General features: G+C 70.9%; 20 protein-coding genes. 11 read left to right on the top strand and 9 right to left on the bottom strand.

Annotated features, from left to right (window positions below):
• Positions 1–586: 586 nt before the first annotated feature.
• Entirely contained in the window at positions 587–1,105 is a 519-nt protein-coding gene (locus tag ABFX51_RS12610) for a DUF4232 domain-containing protein (RefSeq protein ID WP_091515240.1), read from the top strand.
• 152 nt (positions 1,106–1,257) lie between these two features.
• On the opposite strand, the gene ABFX51_RS12605 is transcribed toward ABFX51_RS12610, so the two are convergent.
• From ABFX51_RS12605 to ABFX51_RS12580, 6 genes are all read right to left on the bottom strand, one after another.
• Complete coding sequence (locus tag ABFX51_RS12605) at positions 1,258–1,506, bottom strand: LLM class flavin-dependent oxidoreductase (protein WP_245783377.1); 249 nt, start codon at positions 1,504–1,506, stop codon at positions 1,258–1,260.
• Complete coding sequence (locus tag ABFX51_RS12600) at positions 1,503–1,688, bottom strand: hypothetical protein (protein WP_346053800.1); 186 nt, start codon at positions 1,686–1,688, stop codon at positions 1,503–1,505. The genes ABFX51_RS12605 and ABFX51_RS12600 overlap by 4 nt, the downstream gene beginning before the upstream one ends.
• An 86-nt stretch (positions 1,689–1,774) precedes the next feature.
• Positions 1,775–2,152, bottom strand: coding sequence for a hypothetical protein (locus ABFX51_RS12595; RefSeq protein WP_428832470.1), 378 nt, complete (start codon positions 2,150–2,152; stop codon positions 1,775–1,777).
• 172 nt (positions 2,153–2,324) lie between these two features.
• A complete protein-coding gene (locus tag ABFX51_RS12590) occupies positions 2,325–4,199 on the bottom strand; it encodes a discoidin domain-containing protein (RefSeq protein ID WP_091515245.1) in 1,875 nt (624 codons plus the stop codon).
• Between the two features lie 31 nt (positions 4,200–4,230).
• Positions 4,231–6,453, bottom strand: a complete 2,223-nt coding sequence (locus ABFX51_RS12585) for a discoidin domain-containing protein (RefSeq protein WP_091515246.1) — start codon at positions 6,451–6,453, stop codon at positions 4,231–4,233.
• 167 nt (positions 6,454–6,620) lie between these two features.
• Complete coding sequence (locus tag ABFX51_RS12580; protein ID WP_091515249.1) at positions 6,621–7,844, bottom strand: ROK family transcriptional regulator; 1,224 nt, start codon at positions 7,842–7,844, stop codon at positions 6,621–6,623.
• A gap of 254 nt (positions 7,845–8,098) precedes the next feature.
• On the opposite strand from ABFX51_RS12580, the gene ABFX51_RS12575 reads away from it, so the two are divergent.
• From ABFX51_RS12575 to ABFX51_RS12540, 8 genes are all read left to right on the top strand, one after another.
• Complete coding sequence (locus ABFX51_RS12575) at positions 8,099–9,379, top strand: extracellular solute-binding protein (RefSeq protein WP_245783380.1); 1,281 nt, start codon at positions 8,099–8,101, stop codon at positions 9,377–9,379.
• A gap of 85 nt (positions 9,380–9,464) precedes the next feature.
• On the top strand, positions 9,465–10,442 hold the full coding sequence (locus tag ABFX51_RS12570) for a carbohydrate ABC transporter permease (RefSeq protein WP_091515254.1): 978 nt from the start codon (positions 9,465–9,467) through the stop codon (positions 10,440–10,442).
• Positions 10,435–11,295, top strand: coding sequence for a carbohydrate ABC transporter permease (locus tag ABFX51_RS12565; RefSeq protein WP_091515256.1), 861 nt, complete (start codon positions 10,435–10,437; stop codon positions 11,293–11,295). Before ABFX51_RS12570 ends, ABFX51_RS12565 begins: the two co-directional genes overlap by 8 nt.
• A gap of 29 nt (positions 11,296–11,324) precedes the next feature.
• Positions 11,325–12,692 (top strand): GH1 family beta-glucosidase, encoded by a 1,368-nt coding sequence (locus ABFX51_RS12560; protein ID WP_091515258.1) that lies wholly within the window; start codon positions 11,325–11,327, stop codon positions 12,690–12,692.
• A gap of 506 nt (positions 12,693–13,198) precedes the next feature.
• On the top strand, positions 13,199–14,110 hold the full coding sequence (locus tag ABFX51_RS12555; RefSeq protein WP_091515261.1) for a LysR family transcriptional regulator: 912 nt from the start codon (positions 13,199–13,201) through the stop codon (positions 14,108–14,110).
• Between the two features lie 480 nt (positions 14,111–14,590).
• Positions 14,591–14,920 carry a putative quinol monooxygenase gene (locus ABFX51_RS12550; protein ID WP_091515264.1) on the top strand — a complete coding sequence of 110 codons (330 nt, stop codon included), beginning with the start codon at positions 14,591–14,593 and terminating at the stop codon, positions 14,918–14,920.
• Positions 14,921–14,931: 11 nt separating this feature from the next.
• Positions 14,932–15,372, top strand: coding sequence for a MarR family winged helix-turn-helix transcriptional regulator (locus ABFX51_RS12545; RefSeq protein WP_091515267.1), 441 nt, complete (start codon positions 14,932–14,934; stop codon positions 15,370–15,372).
• A gap of 40 nt (positions 15,373–15,412) precedes the next feature.
• The gene (locus ABFX51_RS12540; RefSeq protein WP_091515270.1) at positions 15,413–16,543 is read left to right on the top strand and encodes an FAD-dependent oxidoreductase; all 1,131 of its coding nucleotides are present in this window, start codon (positions 15,413–15,415) and stop codon (positions 16,541–16,543) included.
• A 72-nt stretch (positions 16,544–16,615) separates the two neighbouring features.
• On the opposite strand, the gene ggt is transcribed toward ABFX51_RS12540, so the two are convergent.
• From ggt to ABFX51_RS12525, 3 genes are all read right to left on the bottom strand, one after another.
• A complete protein-coding gene (gene ggt / locus ABFX51_RS12535; RefSeq protein WP_346053799.1) occupies positions 16,616–18,445 on the bottom strand; it encodes a gamma-glutamyltransferase in 1,830 nt (609 codons plus the stop codon).
• A gap of 97 nt (positions 18,446–18,542) precedes the next feature.
• Positions 18,543–19,172, bottom strand: coding sequence for a DedA family protein (locus ABFX51_RS12530; protein ID WP_091515316.1), 630 nt, complete (start codon positions 19,170–19,172; stop codon positions 18,543–18,545).
• A complete protein-coding gene (locus tag ABFX51_RS12525) occupies positions 19,169–19,798 on the bottom strand; it encodes a phosphatase PAP2 family protein (protein WP_091515275.1) in 630 nt (209 codons plus the stop codon). Before ABFX51_RS12525 ends, ABFX51_RS12530 begins: the two co-directional genes overlap by 4 nt.
• A gap of 97 nt (positions 19,799–19,895) precedes the next feature.
• On the opposite strand from ABFX51_RS12525, the gene ABFX51_RS12520 reads away from it, so the two are divergent.
• Both ABFX51_RS12520 and ABFX51_RS12515 read left to right on the top strand, forming a co-directional pair.
• A complete protein-coding gene (locus ABFX51_RS12520; protein WP_091515277.1) occupies positions 19,896–20,276 on the top strand; it encodes a BlaI/MecI/CopY family transcriptional regulator in 381 nt (126 codons plus the stop codon).
• Between the two features lie 4 nt (positions 20,277–20,280).
• Positions 20,281–21,237 carry a M48 family metalloprotease gene (locus ABFX51_RS12515; RefSeq protein WP_091515280.1) on the top strand — a complete coding sequence of 319 codons (957 nt, stop codon included), beginning with the start codon at positions 20,281–20,283 and terminating at the stop codon, positions 21,235–21,237.
• Positions 21,238–21,243: the final 6 nt, after the last annotated feature.

Raw genomic sequence — 21,243 nt, 5'->3', positions numbered from 1 at the left:
ATCTGAACCTCATCAACGCAACCTTCACGCCCTTCAGACGTCCGTGTGTGCGAACTTTCCGCAGCGGCAAGGAGACCCCACCGTCCTTTCAGGACCGGAAGCCGACGCCGGGCGACGAGTTCGTCCTCAAGCAGGACGCCGTGAGACAGGGCGCGGCACGACCACGACCGACACTTCGGCAACCGCCGTTGCGGACATCGGTGACGATCCACCCGCCGCCGGACGGTGCGGCGGGGACGTCACTGGCCGCTCTCCCCCTCGCCGGCCACACCGGCTCCGCTTTGACCAGAGGCGGCGTGCCCGGCAGAACGCCATCCGGCCCGCACCCCGTTTCCGGACAGGTCCAGGACGAAACTCCGGCGATCGGCGCGCGGCCGCCACCGGTCGGTCAGGGTGCAACCGATGCGCCCAAGCCGTGCAGGGTGTGCCTGACGATCAGCCTGCGCCACGTCCGACGTCCGACGATCTTCAGGGTTGCTTCCGCGTGATCAATCCCATCCGGGCGCATCTCCACAGCGCATGTGGGCATCTTTCCTGATGCGTTCGATCAACGACGGTTGATCACGGAACGAGAGAGGAGAACGCCATGAAGCGCGTCATGATCGGGATTTCGGCGGCGGCGCTGACGCTGGCGGCTGGGGGTACCGCCGCGGCTGCTTCCACCGCACCAGCCTCGACGCCCCGGTGCGCCACCACGGATCTGGCGGTCTCGCTGGGTGCTCCGGTGGACAACGGCTCCGGGCAGTTCGATGTGCCGTTGACCTACCGCAACATCTCCGACCACACGTGCGGACTGTTCGGCGTCCCGGGCGTCGACCTGGTCGGCCCGGAGGACCCGATGGGCCCGGTGTACCACCTGCCGCGCGTCGACAACGGCGTCGAGTACAACGAGGTGACACCGGGGACGACGGCCTCGGCGACCATCACGGTGTTGCCCCCGGCCCAGGGCGATACGTCGTGGACGCCTTCGACGCTGGTGACGACGCCGCCGGGGCAGACGGAGCCACTGACCGTGGGCTGGCCGTCCGGCCTGCCGGTTCTGCGTCAGGACGCGGCGACCCACCCGGGCTCGTACGTGAACGGCATCCTCGCCGACCCGGCCTGACCCGCAGGTCCGGGGCGGCCCCCTGGGGCGTTCGGCGTGTCGAGGGAGCCGGACGTCTCGGCGCGTACCGGCCCATCGGGCGCTGGCGCGCTCGGCATCCTCCGGGGTGTCCGCGACGGGTGAGAACACGAACCCGCCCGCGCCGAAGTCGTTCACCGCGGTGGTGAGTTCGTCGACCCATTGCCGCACCGAACCACCCACCCCAGGTGCCATCGGGATCGATGACCTGCCTGGACGTACTGGCTCCGCCAGTCGTACCCGCCCCCGGGTTTCCACGCGTCCGCGAGCCTGCCCGTGACCGCGAGCGACTTCGGTCCCATCGACCCGCTCCAGATCGGTGGACACGGAACCCGGGAGGGAACCAGGTCGTCGACCCGGTGGAACTCGCCGTCGAAGGTCACCGGGTCACCACCGCCGGGGAGCAGCTTGAGTGGGTCGTCGCGCCGAGCACGTACCCCAGCGCCGCGTAGGCTTCGAACTGCTCGGCGGCGTAGGGGTGATCGGTCATCGTCACCACGTCCAGCCCGTCCCGGTCGGCGTTCCGCGCCTGCGAAACCAGGACGCCGGGCTCATGGATTCCCACCTCGACGCCGTTGAAGCCGGTGTCGAGCGAAATGCCGAAACGGACGCGTAGCGAAACGTGACCACAGCAGGTTTCCCGGGTACTCGCTACACGGCCGCCCAGGTGAGGAGGACTGCGCCGAAGGCGTCAGCGTCGAGCTCGAGACCCGCGGCGACGCGTTGCTGGAAGCCGCTGATCGCGCAGATGAGGACTTCCGCGCGTTGACCGCCACCGGGACACCGGCGTCCATCTGCGCCTTCAGCGGCGGTGTAGCCGTGGTCGATCCGCTCCACCTGGCACACGTCCAGCGCCTCCCGGACGTAGGAGGCGGGGCCTTCCTCACCGGCGTGGCACGTGGTGCGGTAGCCCTCACGGTGTGCGGCGGCGAAGTAGCGCGCGAACTTCGAGGGCGGGTTCCCGCGCTCAGCGCTGCCCAGGCGGACGCCGAGGATCCGGTTCCGCAACGGCCGGACCAGCTCGAGCAGCTCCAGGGCGCCGCACGCCCTGCGCGGCAGCGCGGCGAAGGTAGGCGCTGGCCAGATCGCGGAAGCCCGCGCGTGTGCGCGACACGCGGTGCGGGGAGGCCGCCCGGCCGGCCGGATCTTCGTGATCGAGCCGGCCAGACGGCTCCCCGTATAGGTCGTTATACGGTCCTCGTCAGCGCATCTGCTCCACCCGCACCCAGTCCACGGCGAGGTTCACGCCACCCGCCGCCACCTTGTCCACACTGGACTGCGGCAGCCCCCAGTACGGGGTGGCCACCTGGTTGTAGCCCGCCGGGTAGGCGCCGCCGAGCGCGAAGTTCAGGATGACGTACTGGTCGTGGTCGAACACCCACGCCCCGCGCGTCGCCTCGATCTTGGCGCGCAGCAGTTCCAGGTACTGGACGCCGTCGAGGGAGAACCGCATCCCCGAGGGTGTCCACTCGACGCTGTAGACGTGCCAGCCATCGATGCCCTGGCCCGCCGGGAAGTTCTCGATCGCGCCGATGTTGCCGTCGGCCGAGTACCCCGGTCCGTGCAGCGAACTGCTCGTCCACGTCGCGTAGCCGATGTTCTCCATGATGTCGGTCTCCCCGCAGCCCGGCCAGGACACCGACGGATCGTCGACGTTGCTGCCCAGCAGCCAGAACGCGGGCCAGAACCCGTCGCCGACCGTCATCCTGATCCGGGCGCTCACCCGGCCGTAGGTGAAGTTCACCGCGTGGCTCGTGTCGATCCGGGCCGACGTGAAGTGGTACGTCCCGCCACCCGGCGCGGCGTAGCCACCGGGCACGTACCGGGGCGTGATGACCAGCTGGCTGTCCGAAACCCTCAGCGTGCTCGAATCGTCGATGTAGGCCTGCGCCTCCCCGTTGACCGAACCCATCGTGGAACCGGTGACGACCACCCGCCACTTGCTCCGGTCCAGCCCCGGCCCGGTGAAGTCGTCGAAGAACACCGTCTGGTAGGTGCCCGCCGGATCCGCCGGGGGCGGCGCGTAGTCCGCCGCGGCGCTACCCCCCGTGCCCCACACCTGGAACTCGTACAGCGAGTAGCCGAACTGCGCGGTGGCGGGCGCCGGGTTGTAGAAACTGCGCCGCCGCAGGCCCTGCAGCCGCACGTACCGCCCGGTCACCGCGCTGGGCAGGGTGATCGCGTCGTGGATCCCCGTCGAGCTGCCGGGCGTGCCGACGTCGGCGGCACGACGCGCCACCTCGGCGGCACTCGGCTGGTACACGGTCTGCCAGTTCTGGTTGTCCTGCGACACCTCGATCCGGTAGTCCACCGCGTAGGCGGACTCCCAGTACAGGTCGAAGCCCGTGATCCGGGCTCCGGCCCCGAGGTCGACCGCGATCCACCGGTTGTCGTTCCAGTCACTGGCCCAGCGGGTCGCGTCGCCGGTGAGCGGGTTCGGGACGCCGCCGTCGAAGGCGTTCTGCGGGGTGTGCCCGGCGTCCTGGTAGTAGTTGCCGAACGCCGGTTTGCCGAGCGCGAGGTTGGCGGTCGCCGTCGCCGCCGGGGTGGGCACGGACCCGAACACCTGGAAGGCGTACAGCGAATAGCCGTACGGGGTCGCGCGCTGGAGGCCCCGCATCCGCACGTACCGCGCGAGCGAGGGCCGCGGATAGGTGTGGATGGTGACCGTGCCGCCCGTTCCGGCGTTCTCGGCGTACACCGGTGTCCAGCTCGTGCCGTTCGCGGACACCTCGACGACGTACCGGCTGCCGTAGGCGGCCTCCCACACCAGCGTCACGCCGGTGACGCGGATCGTGGTGCCCAGGTCGATGCGGATCCAGGCGTCGTCGGCGAAGTTGCTGGCGAACCGCGTCGAGGGGTTGCCGTCGAAGGCCGCGCCCGGCCCGAGTGCGGAGCTCTCGGCCCCGGAAGCCGTCGCGGCGGCGGGGTTGGCGGCGTAGGCGGCGGCCGCCCAGTCGTCGTTCCAGCCCGGCGCGGCCGCGGCGGCGGGAGCGCTCCGCAGCGTGCCGAGCCCGGTGGCGGCGAAGGTGGCCGCGGCGAGCAGGATGGCGTCACGGCGGGGAAGTGCGGACATTCCTGTCCTCCGTTCTGGGGGGAGGTGGGGATCAGGGGTACGACACGACGGTGCTGGGACCGCCGTTGCCGGAGTTGACGGCGGCGCCGGTGCCGTTGATCACCGAGTCGATGCCGCCGGATCCGTTGAGGAACACGGTGAGGAGGTCGTTGAACCGCACCCCGGGCGTACTGGGTGCCTGGAACGCCATCGAACTGTGGATGTCGGCGCCCTGGTTGAAGTAGGAGTAGCTGCCCATGCCGTAGCCGGTGAACGACGTGACACCGGCGGGGAGGTAGAACGCCGGGTAGCCCTTCTGCGCCGGGCTCGCCATCCACGCCGCCTGGTCGGGCACCTCGTACGGGTTCTCGTTCTGGAAGAAGATCACCGTGCCCTGCTGGCCGTTCCACACGGTTTCGTACTGCTGGAAGTGCTCGACGAACAGCCCGTAGGCGGTGACGCGGGCACCGTTGACGACGACCCCGGTCGGTGCCGGGCTCGACGCCCAGGTACCGGCGCCGGTGCCGTGGTCGGCGCGCCACGCCCATACGTCGTCGAGCAGCGCGTCGTTGCTGTTGACCACCAACGCGGTCTGCGCGGTGCCCGCCTGCGCGCCGCCGACGCGGAAGAACACGTCGTGCACCGCGGCCGGGTCGGCCGGGTGGTCGGCCGTGCCGCCCTGCGCGCCCAGCCGCAGCAGCGCCGGTGAGCTGACCGGGCCGGCGTCGAAGATCATGCCGGTCACATCCACCCCGTCGACGTCCGCGACACTCATGGTCACGTTGCCGTTGGTGGGGATGAGCGTCGGGAAGCCCAGCCCGAGGACCTTCGTGCCCGGCCTGGTGACGTTGATCGTCGTCGGCACCCGGTAGACCCCCGGCGTGAACAGCAGGTTGTCACCCGCCGCCAGCGCCGCGTTGATCTGGTCCACTGTGGACGAAGGCTGGACGACGAAGAACGCGCTCAGCGGCAGCGAGGTTCCCGGCGTGCCGCCGTTGGCCCAGCTGGGGCCGGTGGAGTTCGTGCGCACCGACGGCACGAACACACGGTAAGCGCCGCTCGCGTCGGTGTAGAGGTAGGGCGCCTCCCTGGTGACGGGACAGGTGGCGAGCGTCGTGTAGTGGTCCGCCGGGAACGACTGCGGGGGCGCCCCGTTGGTCCCGCAGAACACCTGGTTCCACACGCCGTTGCTCCAGCTGCCGAGACTGCTGTTGCGCGTCAGGAACTGCTGCTGCGAACCGTTGGTGACGGTGCCGCTGATCACGGAGTCGGCCAGGAACCCGCCGCTGGCCCACGCGGGCGAACCGGTGCAGTAGTCCATCAGCGTCAGGTTGCCGTTGATGTGCACGCGCCGCATCGGCGCGGCCTGGGAAACCGCCCAGAAGTCGTTCCCGCTGTAGCAGCCGCTGTTCCCGGCGACGTTGATGGTCAGGTTCGACAGCGAGCGCCAGAAGTTCGTGGTGGCGTAGCACTGCGACTGGTCGCCGCCGTTGCACTGGTTGAAGACGTTGACCGCGCCGTTGATCACCACGTCACCGGGGTTCTGCCCCAGCCCGGCGACGCTTTCGTAGAAGCCGACGGTGAAGTTCAGCGGGTCGGCGGCCGAGCCGTAGGTGCCGGGCTTGAACAGCACGGCGTAGCGCTGCGGGCCGAACTCGTTGCCGGCCTGGGCGTTCCCGATCGTGTCGAGGGTGCTCTGGATCTGGGACTGCGGCATCGCCGGGTCGAAGACGTAGACGTTCGGGCCGAGGTCGCCGCCCGTCGCGGGCGGCGTGGTCGTGGTGCCGTGGACGGACAGCTCCCACAGCGAGTACCCGTAGGTGGTGGTCCGCGCGGTGCCGTAGAGCCGGAGGTAGCGGCCGGAGCCGGAGACGGTCAGCGTCTCGGTGCCGCCGGTGGCGTTCGCGGTCGAATAGACCGTGGTCCAGTTCGCCGCGTCGGCGGAAACCTGGATCTGGTAGGACTTCGCCGCCGCGGCCTCCCAGGTCAGCACCACCTGGCACAGGTCGTGCGTGCTGCCCAGGTCCACCTGCAGCCACTGTGGATCAGACCACTGCGAGGACCAGCGGGTACCGGTGTTCCCGTCGGTCGCCGCCGCCGCGGCGGTACCGGGGTTCTCGGCCGAAGAGGCCGTCGTGGGCTGGTTCAGCGCGAGGTTCGTACCGGTGTCACACGTTGCGGCAGCAGCGTCAGTGGTATGGACCAGCGGCACCGTGAGCACGGTGCCGAGTGCGGCGAGCAGGGCGAGCAGCACCCTGGCGCGGGGGACCTTCATGATCTCTCCTGGGACGGTCGTGGGGGCCCGAAGCCCGCACGGCGGAACCGGCTTCGCGCCGGCCCCGCAGCCCCGTCCAGAGAGCGCTCTCCGCACGCAGCATGATGGGCCGCCTCAGGGCGGGTGTCAACGCCGCGCCCGGGAAAAGCCCGCAGCCACGCGCTTTCTCAGCCCGCCACCCGGCCGGGTGCGGGCAGTGCGGGCCGCTGTCCGCCCGAGGCGAGGAAGGCGGCGACCGGCAGGGTCGCCGCACCGCGGGCGACGGCGTCCGGTCCGAGCGCGCCCAGTTCGATCGAAACCTGCGAGAACGGCAGGCGCAGGGCGTGCTCCCGCGCCGCCTCCCGGATCCTCGGCAACAACGGCGCGAGGGCCAGTCCCGCCCAGCCGCCGATGATCACGCGCCGCGGGGTGAGCAGGTTGACCAGGTTCGCGATGCCGACGCCGAGCAGCAGGGCGGTCTCCCCGAGGACGTCCCTGGCCGCCTGCCCCGCGGCCGAGGGATCCCGCTCCGCCAGCTCCAGGATCCGCCCCAGCGCCCGCTCCTCCTCCGCCGGGTCGATGCGGGCCGCGCCCTCGCTCTCCAGGTAGCGCGCGATCACCGACTCCGCGCCGACGTAGGCCTCCAGGCAGCCACGCGCACCGCAGCGGCAGCGCCTGCCGCCGATCTGCACCGTGGTGTGGCCCCATTCCCCGGCACTGGTGACCGAAGCTCCGTCGGCGATGAGGGAGGCACCGGCACCCGACCCGAGCAGCAGGAAGACCGCGCTGCCGGTACCGGCACCCGAGCCGAACCACAACTCGGCCTGCCCCATGGTGGCGGCCCCGTTGTCGATGAACAGCGGCAGGTCGGTGTGGGCCCGCAGCAGGTCCTCGAGCGGGACGCCGTCCCAGCCGACGGTCTGACCGTGCACGACGGCCGTCGGGTCCTGCCGCACGATGCCCGGCACGCCGATCCCGGCGCCCAATACCGGGTGCGCGTCGGCGGCCAGCTCCGCCAGCCCCACCGCGATGCCCTCGACCACCTGCCGCGGATCAGGGCGGGCACCGTCCACGGGGAGATCGGCCGACGCCTGCTCCGCCAGGCCGAGGTCGAACCGCTCCACGCGGATCCGCGTCTCCCCCACGTCGATCCCGATGACCTGGAACCGCGCCGTGTCCACGCGGAGCAGGATGCGGGGCCGCCCGCCGTCGGACTCCACCGCCCCCGCCTCGACCACCACACCGGCCTCGATCAGGTCGGCGGCCACGTTGCTGACCGACGCCGAGCTGAGCCCCGTCGCGGAGATCAGGTCCTGGCGGCTGAGCGGGCCGCGGAAGTACAGCTCGCGCAGCAACCGGGACCGGTTGGCCCGGCGCAGGTCACGGACGTTCCGGCGGCCGGCGTCGGTCATGCGTCTCCCCTTCACACCCTGGCGCGGCCGTCGCGGCCACTCCCCGATTCTGCTCCACCTGTTGACGTGAGACTTACCTCACAGGTTAAATCACGTCGTGAACTAACCCTCGAAGAAAGTGTTCACCACCGTACCCGTCCCCCGCGGCCTCCCCCGTCCCCCGCCGCGCTCCGCAGCCCGTCCCCCTCGAACCTTCCACCGCTGAAAGGTCCGGAATGCGCCCTCCCCACCGACTACGCTCCGCCCTGCTCACCGTGGCCGTTTCGGTCACCCTGCTCGCCACCGCGTGCGGCGGGGGCGGCTCCTCCAGCTCCGGCGGTCAGCCCACCATCACCTACTGGGCCAGCGACCAGGGCAGCTCCATCGCGCAGGACGTCAAAGTGCTCACGCCCGAGCTCGACGAGTTCACCCGGCAGACCGGGATCAAGGTCGACCTCGAGGTGATCGGCTGGAACGACCTGCTCAACCGGATACTCGCCGCGGCCACCTCCGGCCAGGGCCCGGACGTGGTGAACATCGGCAACACGTGGTCGACCTCGCTGCAGGCCACCGGGGCGTTCGTGCCCATGTCCGGCGAACTGCTCGACCGGATCGGCGGCAGGAGCCGCTTCCTGCCCAACGCGCTCGCGGCCACCGGGGAACCCGGCAAGGACCCGGTCGGCGTGCCGCTCTACTCGATGGCTTACGCGCTCTACTACAACAAGGCGATGTTCGCGGCGGCCGGGATCGCGAACCCGCCGGCCACCTGGGAGGAGTTCGTCGCCGACGCCCAGCGGCTCACGCACGGCGACCAGTGGGGCGTCAGCGTCGAGGGCGCGAGCACGTCCGAGAACGCCCACCACGCCTTCACCTTCAGCCAGCAGCAGGGCGGCAGCTTCTTCGACGCCGCGGGCAAGCCCACGTTCAACACGCCGCAGAACGTCGCCGGGATCAAGCAGTACGTCGACTTCATCGCGAAGGACAGGATCGCCAACCCCAGCGCCGCCGAGTACTCCAACGGCACCGAGGCGGTCCAGGACTTCGCCACCGGCAAGGCGGCGATGCTGCTGTGGCAGACCGCCGACTCGCAGCTGGCGAACTACGGCATGGACCCCGCGCAGTACGGCGTCGCCCCGATCCCGTTCCCGGCGACGCCACCCGCCGGGAGCAAGCACGTGAACTCGATCGTCGCGGGCATCAACCTGTGCGTGTTCGCCGGCACGAAGAACCAGGACGCGGCCCTGCGGTTCGTGCAGTTCATGACCAGCAAGCAGACCCAGATCGACCTCAACAAGGCGTACAGCTCCCTGCCTTCGGTGACCGACGCCTACTCCGACCCGGCCTTCCAGACCGAGACCGCCGCGGTCTACCGCAAGATCCTGACCGAATCAGCCGCGCCCATGCCGGCCGTCGCACAGGAAAGCCAGTTCGAGACGGCGATGGGCACGGTGCTGAAGAACCTGTTCGCCGCCGCCGCGAGCGGCAAGCCCGTCACCGAGCAGACCGTGGCGGCCCAGCTGGACCAGGCGCAGCAGCAGCTGAACGCGGGCGGCTGACCGCGCACCTCCTCGTCGTGGGCCGGGGTTCCGCCACCCCGGCCCACGGCCTTCGCCGCCCTCGTACCGCCCGGGAGGACAACCGATGACCGTCGCCGAAGTCGCCAGGCCACCCGCCCCCGCGCCCGCGCCGCCGCGGGCGCGCCGGTCGTGGGTCCGGCTCCGCCGCGTGGGCCTGCCCTACCTGCTCCTGCTGCCCGCGGTGGTGTTCGAACTGCTCGTGCACGTCGTGCCGATGCTCGTCGGCATCTTCATGAGCTTCAAGCAGCTGACCCAGTTCTTCATCCGGAACTGGAGCGCCGCCCCGTTCACCGGACTGGCCAACTACCGTTTCGCGCTGGACTTCGACGGCGCGGTCGGCCGCCAGCTGCTGCACTCCTTCACCGTCACGTGCGCGTTCACCGTGCTGACGGTCGGGCTGTGCTGGCTGCTCGGCACCGCCGCGGCGGTGCTGACGCAGGACCCGTTCCGCGGCCGTGGCCTGCTGCGCACCTACTTCCTCGTGCCCTACGCGCTGCCCGCCTACACCGCCGCGATCACGTGGGAGTTCCTGTTCCAGCGCGACAACGGGCTCGTCAACCACGTGCTGGTGGACCAGTTGCACCTGTTCGCCGAGCCGCCGTTCTGGCTGCTCGGCGGCAACAGCTTCGCCGCGCTGGTGATCACCGCGGTCTGGCGGATGTGGCCGTTCGCGTTCCTCGTGGTGACCGCGGGGCTGCAGAACATCCCCGGCGAACTGTACGAGGCGGCGGCGATCGACGGAGCGGGTGTGTGGCGGCGGCTGCGCTCGGTCACGCTGCCCCAGCTGCGCCCGGTCAACCAGGTGCTGATCCTGGTGCTGTTCCTGTGGAACTTCAACGACTTCAACACCCCGTACGTGTTGTTCGGCAACGTCGCACCGCCGGAGGCGAACCTGCTGTCACTGCAGATCTACGACACCTCCTTCCACAGCTGGAACTTCGGCGCCGGATCGGCGATGTCGGTCCTGCTGCTGCTGTTCCTGCTGCTGGTCACCTCGGCCTACCTGCTGGCCACGTCACGCAGGGGGAAGGCCGATGCCTGACCGCCGCTCCCCCATGGCCCCACCGCGTTCGTTCCTGTGGACGCGCCGGATCGGGCTGAGCCTGCTCGCGCTGCTCACGTCGGTGCCGCTCTACGTCATGCTCTCCAGTTCGGTCAAACCGCTGAGGGACGTCCAGGCGGCGTTCACGTGGATCCCGACGCACCCCACGCTGGCGCCGTACGTGGACATGTGGAGCACCGTGCCCCTGGCGCACTACTTCCTGAACAGCCTCGTCGTGTGCGTGTGCTCCACGGCGGTGTCGGTGGTGGTGGCGGTCCTCGCCGCGTACGCGGTCAGCCGCCACCGGTTCCCCGGCCGGCGCCTGTTCAGCGTGACGGTGCTGTCGACGCAGATGTTCCCCGGGATCCTGTTCCTCCTGCCGCTGTTCCTGATCTACGTCAACATCGGGGCGGCGACCGGGGTGCAGCTGTCGGGTTCCCGGCTGGGCCTGGTGATCACCTACCTGACGTTCACGCTGCCGTTCTCGATCTGGATGCTCGTCGGCTACTTCGACTCGATCCCGCGCGAGCTGGACGAAGCGGCGAAGGTCGACGGCAACGGCCCGCTCGGCGCGCTCGTACGGGTCATCCTGCCCGCCGCCGTGCCCGGCATCGTCACCGTCACCGTCTACTCGTTCATGACGGCCTGGGGTGAGGTGCTGTTCGCGTCGGTGATGACCGGCGACGCCACCCGCACCCTCGCCGTGGGCCTGCGCAACTACGCGTCGCAGAACGACGTGTACTGGAACCAGATCATGGCGGCCTCGCTGGTGATCAGCGTGCCCGTCGTGGCGGCGTTCCTGCTGCTGCAGCGCTACCTCGTGGCCGGCCTGACCGCCGGTTCGGTCAAGTGAGTCCCCGTCCCCGCGATCCGAGGAGTCCCATGCGCCTTCCCGACCTCACCGCCTTCGGCCCCGGGTTCCGCTGGGGTGCCGCGACCGCCGCCTACCAGATCGAGGGCGCCGTCGCCGAGGACGGCCGGTCACCGTCCATCTGGGACACCTTCTGCGCGGTCCCCGGCGCGGTGGACGGCGGCGACACCGGTGAACACGCGTGCGACCACTACCACCGCTGGCGCGAGGACGTGGGGCTGATGCGCGAGCTCGGCCTCGGGGCGTACCGGTTCTCCGTCGCGTGGCCCCGGGTCGTGCCGGGCGGCACCGGCGCGGTGAACCGGGCCGGGCTGGACTTCTACGACCGCCTGGTGGACGCGCTGTGCGAGGCGGGGATCCGGCCGAACGTCACGCTGTACCACTGGGACCTGCCGCAGGTGCTGCAGGACCGGGGCGGCTGGCCGGTGCGGGAGACCGCGCAGGCGTTCGCCGACTACGCGGCCGTGGTCGCCGCCCGGCTCGGCGACCGGGTCACCGACTGGGCGACGATCAACGAACCGTTGTGCACCGCGTGGATAGGGCACCTGGAGGGCCTGATGGCCCCGGGGCTGACCGACCTGACCGCGGCCGTCCGGGCCGCGTTCCACCTGCACCTCGCGCACGGCCTGGCCGCGCAGGCGGTGCGCGCCGCGTCCCCCGGGCCCGTGCGGCTGGGCATCACCAACAACCTGAGCACGTGCGAGCCCGCGACGTCCGGGGAGGCCGACAAGGCGGCCGCCCAGCGCGCCGACGGGCACATCAACCGCTGGTGGCTCGACCCGGTGCTGGGGCGCGGCTACCCGGGGGACATGCTGGAGGTGTACGGAGTGGACCTGCCCGAGCGTCCCGGTGACCTCGCCACGATCGCGCAGCCGCTGGACTGGCTCGGCGTGAACTACTACTTCCCGCAGATCGTCGCGGACGATCCGGGGGCCGTCCCGTACTTCCGGCAGGTGCCGGGGCCGGGGCCACGGACGGGAATGGACTGGGAGGTGCACGCGGCGGGCCTGGAAGAGCTGTTGCTGCGCCTGGCCCACGAGTACGGGGTGCGTGAGCTGGTGGTCACCGAAAGTGGCGCGGCGTACCGGGACGTCGTGTCACCGGACGGCGCCGTGCACGACCCCGAGCGCGCGGCCTACGTGACCGAGCACGTGGCGGCGACCGCGCGCGCCGCAGCCGCGGGAGCCCCCGTGACGGGGTTCTACGTCTGGTCGCTGCTGGACAACTTCGAGTGGGCGTACGGCTACGACAAACGCTTCGGCCTCGTCCACGTCGACTACGCCACCCAGCGCCGCACGATCAAGGACAGCGGTTACCTCTACGCCGACCTCATCGGGGAACACCGGCGCCTTACGCACAGGCCCACTTCGTCCGGGTAGCAAAGGGTGGGCTCGCCGCCAGCGCGGTCACGGCAGCGAAACCCGCCGCCGTATGACGGGCGGCCACATCTCCTGTGCCACGGTGCGCGCAGGCGTGCTGGTGCGCGGCCGCGAGCCACATACCTGGCGCTCGCCGTACTTGGCGGCTGTCGGACCGGCAACGCGCGAGCCGGCGGATCCGCCGATCCACGGTACGGCAAGTGCGAGTCCGTACTGCCACGGCGCGAAGTGGAGGTCACACAGCACGAGCACCCCAACCAGCGGATGGCGACGAGGGCGCCGAAACACTGGCAGGGCTCGAACGCACGACGCTGAGGGCGATCAAGGGCGAAGGCGCCGAACCCGAGACCGGAGCCGTAGGCACTGACCGCATACGCGGCCCACAGCCATCCGAATCCCGCCCGAGCTTCCGGTGCGCCACGTCGTTCCTTCATCGGGTGTGTCCGCGACCGCCGGTTCTGCCCGGGTTAGGCAATCCCGAGTGGCGACTTGGGAGGTAACAACCGATCTTCTCGGAAGGACGGTTCCAGAGCGCGGCCGACGAACTCGGCCTCACCCAGCAGGCCGTCTCGAAGCGCATCGGTGCTCTAGAGCGTGAGCTCGGCGTGGTCCTCTTCGCCCGCGGACCCCGCGGCGCCACGCTGACCGTCGACGGCCAGGCGTTCCTGCCGCACGCCCGCGAGCTGCTCCAGGCCGAGGACCGCGCCCTCGCATCGGTGCTGCCCGGACGCCGGGCGCTCCGCGTCGGCGTGCGGAACCGGCGGACGGCACCGGCCACGCTCCTGCACGCCTTCTACCAGCAGCGCCGCGTGCGCGACCTGGACGTTGTCACATTGCCCGACCTCAACCTCGAGGCGGCGCTGGCCGCCGTCGCGGACGCCGTGGACGCCACGTTCCGCGGTCTGACCGACCCGAGGAGGCAACTCTCAGGCACGGGACTCTCGAGCGCCCTGGTCATCGAGGACCGCCACGAGCTGCTGGTCGGCCCGAAGCACCCGCTTGCAGATGCTCCGTCTGTGACCCCACACCAGCTCGCCGATCACCCGATCTGGATGCCGGGACTGCCCAGCGGGGACGAGGTCTCGGCCTACTACACCGAACTCAGCGCCACTTCCGGGATCACCATCGACGTCCTCGGCCCCGCGTTCGGCGCCGAGGTGCTGATGACCGAGATCGCCGAGTCGGCGACGCCCGCCAACCTCGTCGGCGAAGGCTCCCGCTATCTCTGGCCCACGCACTACGACCTTCGACGCATACCGATCGTCGACCCCGGACCGGTCTTCCCGCTGTGGGGCATCTGGCGTACCGACAACCGGCAGCCCGATCTGGCCGAGCTACTCGCCTTCCTCGAAGCCGACTCCACTGGCCGGCAACGCAGCGACACATGGCTCCCGTCCTGGGCCCGCCAAGACCACTAGCCAGAGCTGCTGCAACTTCGGTGAGCAGCTACGACGCCGTCGTCGTGTCAACGGGCCCCAGTCCGCAGTTCTAGTCGCGCGGATAGTGTCGCAACCCCCCTCGGGCACGGACGCCACAACAGTTGAGCCTGCGTGAACTCCTCAACGCTGCCAATCGCCGGGCTCGCCGGTGTCCGGCAACGGATGACCCGATCCGGCGCCGGTTACCTCGCTCTCAAGGCCGCGGTGGCGACCGGGCTCGCCGTGCCGCGCTCACCCTTCCCCCATGACCACTCCCCTGAACTCCGAAGACCGCATCGACCGCTCCCTGCGCACGCTGATCTGGGTGGGGGTGATGGGGGCGTTCGCGCTGGGGTGATCACCGAGCACCTCCGCGGGTTTGCCTCCTCGTGTACTGGAGGAAGCACCTGCAGCTTGACACTTAGACCTCTAACAGTTAGTCTTCTAAGTGTCAGCGGAGTCGACCGACAGGAGTACGAGATGCATGCGAAGCAGCCGGGAATGGTGCTGAAGGTCAAGGCGAAGCCCGGAATGGGGGACGAACTGTTCAAGGCTTGCCACGAGCTCCACTTCAACGGTGACCCGGACGGCCCCGTCGAGTGGGTGCTCGCTCGCTCGGACGAAGACCCCGACCTCATGTGGGCCTTCGAGTTCTACCGCGACGACGCGTCGTTCGACCGCCACTATTCGAGTGCGGCGCTCCAGGAAGGGCAGCTCGACGAAGGGCACCAGCGAATCGCCGACCTCGTCGCCGACGGTGCCGACGAATGGGGCGTCCGGGCGCCGGTGCACGTCGTCTCGGCCAGTTGAGGGTTCGACGTATGGATGCGCGGGAAACGACCAGCAGCCTCGAACTGATGCGCTGGATCGTCTGGGCACAACGGAAAAGCGGCGAGGACTGGATCCGGGAGCGCGGGCTCACCCACGAGCAGAGTGCCGCGCTCGTCTACCTGGTCCACAACCCCGGGGCGATCCAGCGTGACATCGCCCAGATGAGCCGCACCAGCGCGGCGAGCGTGTCCAGCCTCCTGCAGGGGCTCGAGCGGCGCGGTCTCGTCGAGCGGCGCACCGAACCCGGCAACGAGCGCAGCAAACGCGTCTACGCGACACCGGCGGGGCGCGAACTCATCGCCGGGTTCGACACCGCGATGACCGGCGTCGAGGAGACGATCCTGGCCCCGCTGGACCAGGCCGAGCGGGCCACCCTGCAGACCCTGCTCGGGAAGATCGCCGCGGACCTGCCGCAGCCGGCCGGGTCCTGACCCCGCGCGTGACTTCCTCGCGCGTCCGAACAGGAGCATCATGACCACCCCTCACGTGACGATCATCGGCGCCGGTCTCGGCGGCCTCACGCTCGCCCGCGTCCTGCACGTCCACGGAATCCCGGTCGCGGTCTACGAAGCCGAGCCCGCGCCGACGGCCCGCGCGCAGGGCGGGATGCTCGACATCCACGACTACAACGGGCAGCTCGCCATCGAGGCGGCAGGCCTGATGGACGAGTTCCGCGGCATCATCCTCCAGGGCCGCCAGGCCATGCGGATCCTCTCCCCCGACGGGACCGTCCTGCTCGACAAGCCCGACGACGGCGACGGCGGACGACCCGAAGTGCAACGGGGCGACCTGCGGCGGATCCTGCTCGGCTCACTGCCTGCCGGCACCGTGCAGTGGGGCCGGAAGGCCGTCAGCGCCCGTTCCCTGGGCGAGGGGCGCCACGAGGTGACCTTCGCCGATGGCGGCACCGTCACCACGAGCCTGCTCGTCGGAGCCGACGGCGCCTGGTCACGGGTGCGGCCACTGCTTTCCGAGGTCACCCCCGAGTACACCGGTACGTCCTATGTGGAGACATATCTGTTCGATGTGGACATCCGGCACCCGACTGCCGCACACGCCGTCGGCAGCGGCTCCATGGCCGCGCCGGCGGCGGGCAGCAAGGGGATCCAGGCCCACCGCGAGAAGGGCCAGACCATCCACACCTACGTCGTACTCCGCCAGTCGCAGGAGTGGTTCGGCGCCATCGACTTCGCCGACGGTGCGGCCGCCGCCGCACGGATCGCGAAGGAGTTCGACGGGTGGGCGCCGGAGCTCGCCGCGCTGATCACCGATGGCGACGTCCCACCGTTGCTGCGCCCCATCTTCACCCTGCCGCTCGGGCACAGGTGGGAGCGGGTGCCCGGGGTGACCCTGCTCGGCGACGCCGCCCACCTCCTGCCACCGAACGGCGAGGGCGCCAACAGCGCCATGTACGACGGCGCCGAGCTCGGCAAGGCCATCGCCGCACACCCCGGCGACATCGAGGCCGACCTCACCCGGTACGAGGAAGCCATGTTCTCCCACAGCGTGGAGTTCGGTTCCATCGGCGCGGAACTCCACGACGTCGACGACGACCCGGCCGCCGCTCTGATCAAGTTCTACACGGAGCACACACCGCACTAGCCGCCGGGAAGCGGGCACGGACGCGGCGGCGTCCGAGGTGGACGGTGTGCCGGGCGTGCTTCTTCCCGGGGGTCAACCGCGGGGCACGACCACCCCCGCGGACGTGCCCCCTCGCCGCACGGGCTCCCCGGCCGCGAGCACCTTGCCGTGTCCCAGGAACTCCAGGCCCGCCGCCACCCCGATGTCCGGCGGGATCGTGATCGACGGGTCGAGCGGCGAGGTCGTGTTGACCGTGAAGCGCTGACCGAGCCGCTGCAGTTCCGGCACCGCGGGATCGGCGAGGAAGCCCGGCTCCGCCTGCGTGGTGGTCGAGTTCCGCTGGGACGCCCTCGGCGCGGCGATCGCCTGCGGCAGGGTCATCCCGAAGTCGATCCGGTTCACCAGGACCTGCAGCACGGTGGTGATGATCGTGGCCCCGCCGGGCGAGCCGAGCGCCAGCCACGGCCTGCCGTCGCGCAGCACGATCGTCGGCGACATGCTCGACCGCGGCCGCTTGCCCGCCGCGGGCAGGTTCGGGTCGGGAACCCCGGGCTGCAGCGGCGTGAAGTCGAAGTCGGTCAGCTCGTTGTTCAGCAGGAACCCGCGGTGCGGGACGACGATCCCGCTGCCGCCCAGCTGCTCGATGGTGTTGGTGTAGGACGCGACGTTGCCCCACCGGTCGGTCACGACGAAGTGGTTGGTGTGGGTCTCCCCGTCCGGCTGCCGCGCCTGCACCGGCCCCGCCGGCGTGCAACCGCCCGCGCCCGCGGCCGGATCGCCAGGGGCGACGGGACTGGTCAGCGCGTGCGCCGGATCGATCAGGCAGGCCCGCTGCCTGCCGAACCCCGGCGACAGCAGCCCCGCCAGCGGCACGTCCGTGTAAGCCGGGTCGCCGACGTAGCGGTTCCGGTCGGCGAACGCCAGCCGGGTCGCTTCCAGGTAGTGGTGCAGCGCCTGCGCCCGGCTCATCTCGCCGAGCGCGAAGTTGCCGAGGATGTTCAGCGACTCGCCCACGGTGGAACCGCCGCTCGACGACGGCGCCATGCCGTAGACGTCGTAACCGCGGTAGTTCACGTGCGTCGGCGCCACGGGCAACGCGCGGTAGGTGGCCAGATCCCGCAGCTGCATGAGCCCTGGCCGCGGTCGCAGCGTCGCCCCTGGCGCCAAGGGCAGCTCGTGCACGGTGCGCACGACGTCCGCGCCGATCGGACCGCCGTACAGCGCGGTGATCCCCTCGCGGCCGATCTGCCGGTAGGTCGCGGCGAGATCCGGGTTCCGCAGCGTCGTCCCCACCTCGGGCAGCTGCCCGCCGGGGAGGAACAACGCGCTCGTCGAGCTGAACTGGGCGAACCGCGCGGCGTTCTGCCGCGTCTGCTCCCGCAGCGTCTCCGTGACCCGGAAACCGCGCTCCGCGACGTCCACCGCCGGCCGCAGGTCGTCGGCGAGCCGGAAGCGGCCCCACCGGGTGAGTGCCTGCTGCCAGGTGGCCAGCATCCCGGGCACGCCCACGGACAACCCGCTGGTCACGGCGGCGGGGAAGGCGAGCGGCTGCCCGGTCGCGGGGTCGAGGAACAGGTCGGCGCCCGCGGCGGCAGGGGCCGTCTCCCGGCCGTCGATGGTGTGCACGGAGTGCGTCCGCGCGTCGTAGTACACCAGGTACCCGCCCCCACCGAGCCCGGCGACATAGGGGTCCGTGACGCCGAGCGTCGCGGCGACGGCAACCGCCGCGTCGGCGGCCGTCCCGCCCGCACGCAGGATCCGCAGACCAGCCGCGGTCGACTCGGGCGTGTCGGACACGACCGCGCCCCCGCTGCCCACGGCCACGGGGCCGAGCACCGGGGCAGCCGCCGCCGGCGTCAGTGATGAGCCGAGCAGGGTGACGGCCACGGCCGCCGAGACGACCGCGAAACGCGAGGTTCCCATCGGGCATCCTTTCCGGGGTGGGGCCGGAGCTGCTCCTCCGATCCTGTCGCACATCCGGCGAGAGCGCTGCCCGCCGGCGGAGGGAACGGCCCCCGCGCTATCGACCCGCGGCTCCACGGCGCGAGCGGCGACGGCTGCGCCACAGCTCCAGGAAAAGCGGGACCAAGGACACCACGACGATGATCGCGATGATCGGCAGCAGGTACTGGTCGATGCCGGGGATGCTCGCGCCCAGCAGGTAGCCGGCGAGCGTGACGCCGATCGACCACAGCAGGCCCCCGAGCACCTGCCACAGCGCGAACTTCCGGGCCGGGACGGCCAGGATCCCGGCCATCGGGTTGAGCACCGTCCGGACCACCGGGATGAACCGCGCCAGGACGATCGCCTTCGCGTAGCCGTAGCGGCCGAGCAACTCCTCCGCGCGCTCGACCCCGCGGTGCAGGTGCGGGTTCCGGACCCGCGCCAGCAAGGGCCGGCCGCCACGACGGCCCAGCACGAAACCGGCCTGCGCGCCGCTGATCGCGCCCGCCGCCGCGGCGAGCAGCACGACCGGCAACGAAAGGTGCACGACGGTGGCGCTCGTCGTGCAGAACAGTCCGGCGGTGAACAACAGTGAGTCGCCGGGCAGGAAGAACCCGATCAACAGACCGGTCTCCGCGAACAGCACCAGGAACACGCCCGCCGCACCGAGATCGGCCAGCCAGGACGTCGCACTCAACGGGTTCACGCCGACCGCCACCGGCCTTTCAGCGCCAACACTTGCGCGCCCGTCCCGACCAGCGGGGACAGCCGCCCCTCGCGACCCCGGCGGACCAGAGCCGCGAGTGGCCGCCGGGCCACGAGGCCACAGGCCGCCACCGCCGCTCCGAGGACAGCGCCGGCGAGGACGTCGTGCGGATAGTGCGCCCCGACATACACCCGCGAGAACCCGACGAGCGCCGCCAGGACGAAGGCGAGCAGGCCGACCCGCCACGCGACCAGCAGCAGCCCGACCGCCGCCGACACCGCGAGCACCACGTGGTTGCTCGGGAACGAGTAGTCCGTGGCGAAATCACACGGCGCGACCGTCGGCGTGCCGGGATAACGCAAACACGGCCGGGGCTCCCGGACGAGGACCTTCACCAGGTTGCTCAGGCCGTAGGCCAGCAGGACACCGAGCGGAACCCACAGCGCTGCCGCCATGGCCTCGGCCGGCCTGCCGCGCGCCCGCCACCACATCGCCGCCACGAGAACGGCGAGCAGCACCAATCCGGCATTGGTATAGACCTCGAAGAAACCGTGCAACCACGGCGTCGACCGCGCGAACCCGGCCACGTCGAGGTACCAGCCACCGTCGATCACTCCTCCGTCCACGTGAAGGCCTCCTTTCCGGCATCTACTTCTACACGAGTGTAGAAGTAGCGTCGGGGAGACGAGCTCGGCGGGTACGACAGCGGTGTAGATTGACGTCATGCGGAACCGGCGGAAGGACGCGCTGCGACGAGCACCCGGCGCTCTCGAGGCCGAGGTGCTGACGGTGCTGTGGAACGCGGAGGAACCGCTGTCACCCGCCGAGGTCCAGGCGCGCCTGGAGGACGACCTGGCTTACACGACCGTCGTGACCATCCTCACCCGGTTGCACGACAAGGGCGTCGCGACGCGGGAGAAGCACGGGCGGTCCTTTCGCTACCACGCGGTCGACGACGAGGCCGGTCTCGCCGCGCGGAAGATGACCAAGGTCCTGGAAAGCGAGCCCGATCGCGGCAGTGTGCTGGCCCGGTTCGTGACGCAGCTGTCCGAGTCGGACGAAGAGGTCCTGCGCGCGTTGCTGCGCGGCGACTCCGGGGGCTGACCGCGTGGACGCCGACATCCTGGTCCCGCTTCTGCTGCCCCTGCTGGCCTGGCCGGTGTCGCGGTTCGTCGCGCCCCGGCTCCCACCCCGGGTGGCCGGCTGGCTTCTCACCGGCAGCAGCCTCCTCCTGGCCGCGGCCAGCACCGTCGCGCTGCTCCTGCTGGCGTTCGCCGGGCTCTCTCTGATCCCGGCCGTCGCCGAGGCCGGACACTGGTCGCCCGGCGTCCTGCGGAACCTGGACGCCGTGAACGTCCCCGTCTCGATCGCCAGTGGTGTGCTGCTGGTGGTCCTGGGCGGCCGGTTGTTCCGCACCGCCGTTCGCTACCGGCGCTGGGCCCGGCAGTTGTCGCGGGAGCTGGACGAGCACAGCCGGGACGGCGGCGTGGTGATCCTGCCCGGCGCGGAGCCGGTCGCGTTCTCCGCGCCCGGCCGGGGTGGCCGCATCGCGATCTCCAGCGGCATGCTGGCCGCCCTGAGCCCGAAGGAACGCGGCGCGCTGCTGGCCCACGAGCGTGCCCACCTGCACCTGCGCCACCACCTGTTCCTGATCACCGTGGCGCTGTCCTCGGCCCTCAACCCGCTGCTGCGCCCGCTCGGCACCGCCACCGCGTTCGCCCTCGAACGATGGGCCGACGAAACCGCGGCCACCCACCTCGGAGATCGCAGCCTCGTCGCGCGGGCAGTCGCGAAAGCCGCACTCGCCGGCCGCACGCCCCACCCGTTCGCCCTGGCCGCCAGCGGTGGTCCCGTACCCCGCCGGGTGTCCGCCCTGCTGGCGGCACCGGCCCCCGCCAGGCCAGCCGCCATGCTGGCCGGCGCCCTCGTACTCGGCCTCGCCGCACTGTCGGCGCAGACCGCCCTCGACGGCGCATCCGACCTGCACGACGGCATCGAGATCGCGCAAGCAACAGCTCCCGGGCAGAACCCGGCCGCGCACCACGGCGCACCAGCCCTGCGGTGAGCACGC

It is taken from the genome of Amycolatopsis dongchuanensis, assembly GCF_039542405.1.
In the GTDB taxonomy this organism is placed as follows: Bacteria; Actinomycetota; Actinomycetes; order Mycobacteriales; family Pseudonocardiaceae; genus Amycolatopsis_E; species Amycolatopsis_E sacchari.
This window is presented reverse-complemented; position numbering and strand designations above follow the sequence as displayed.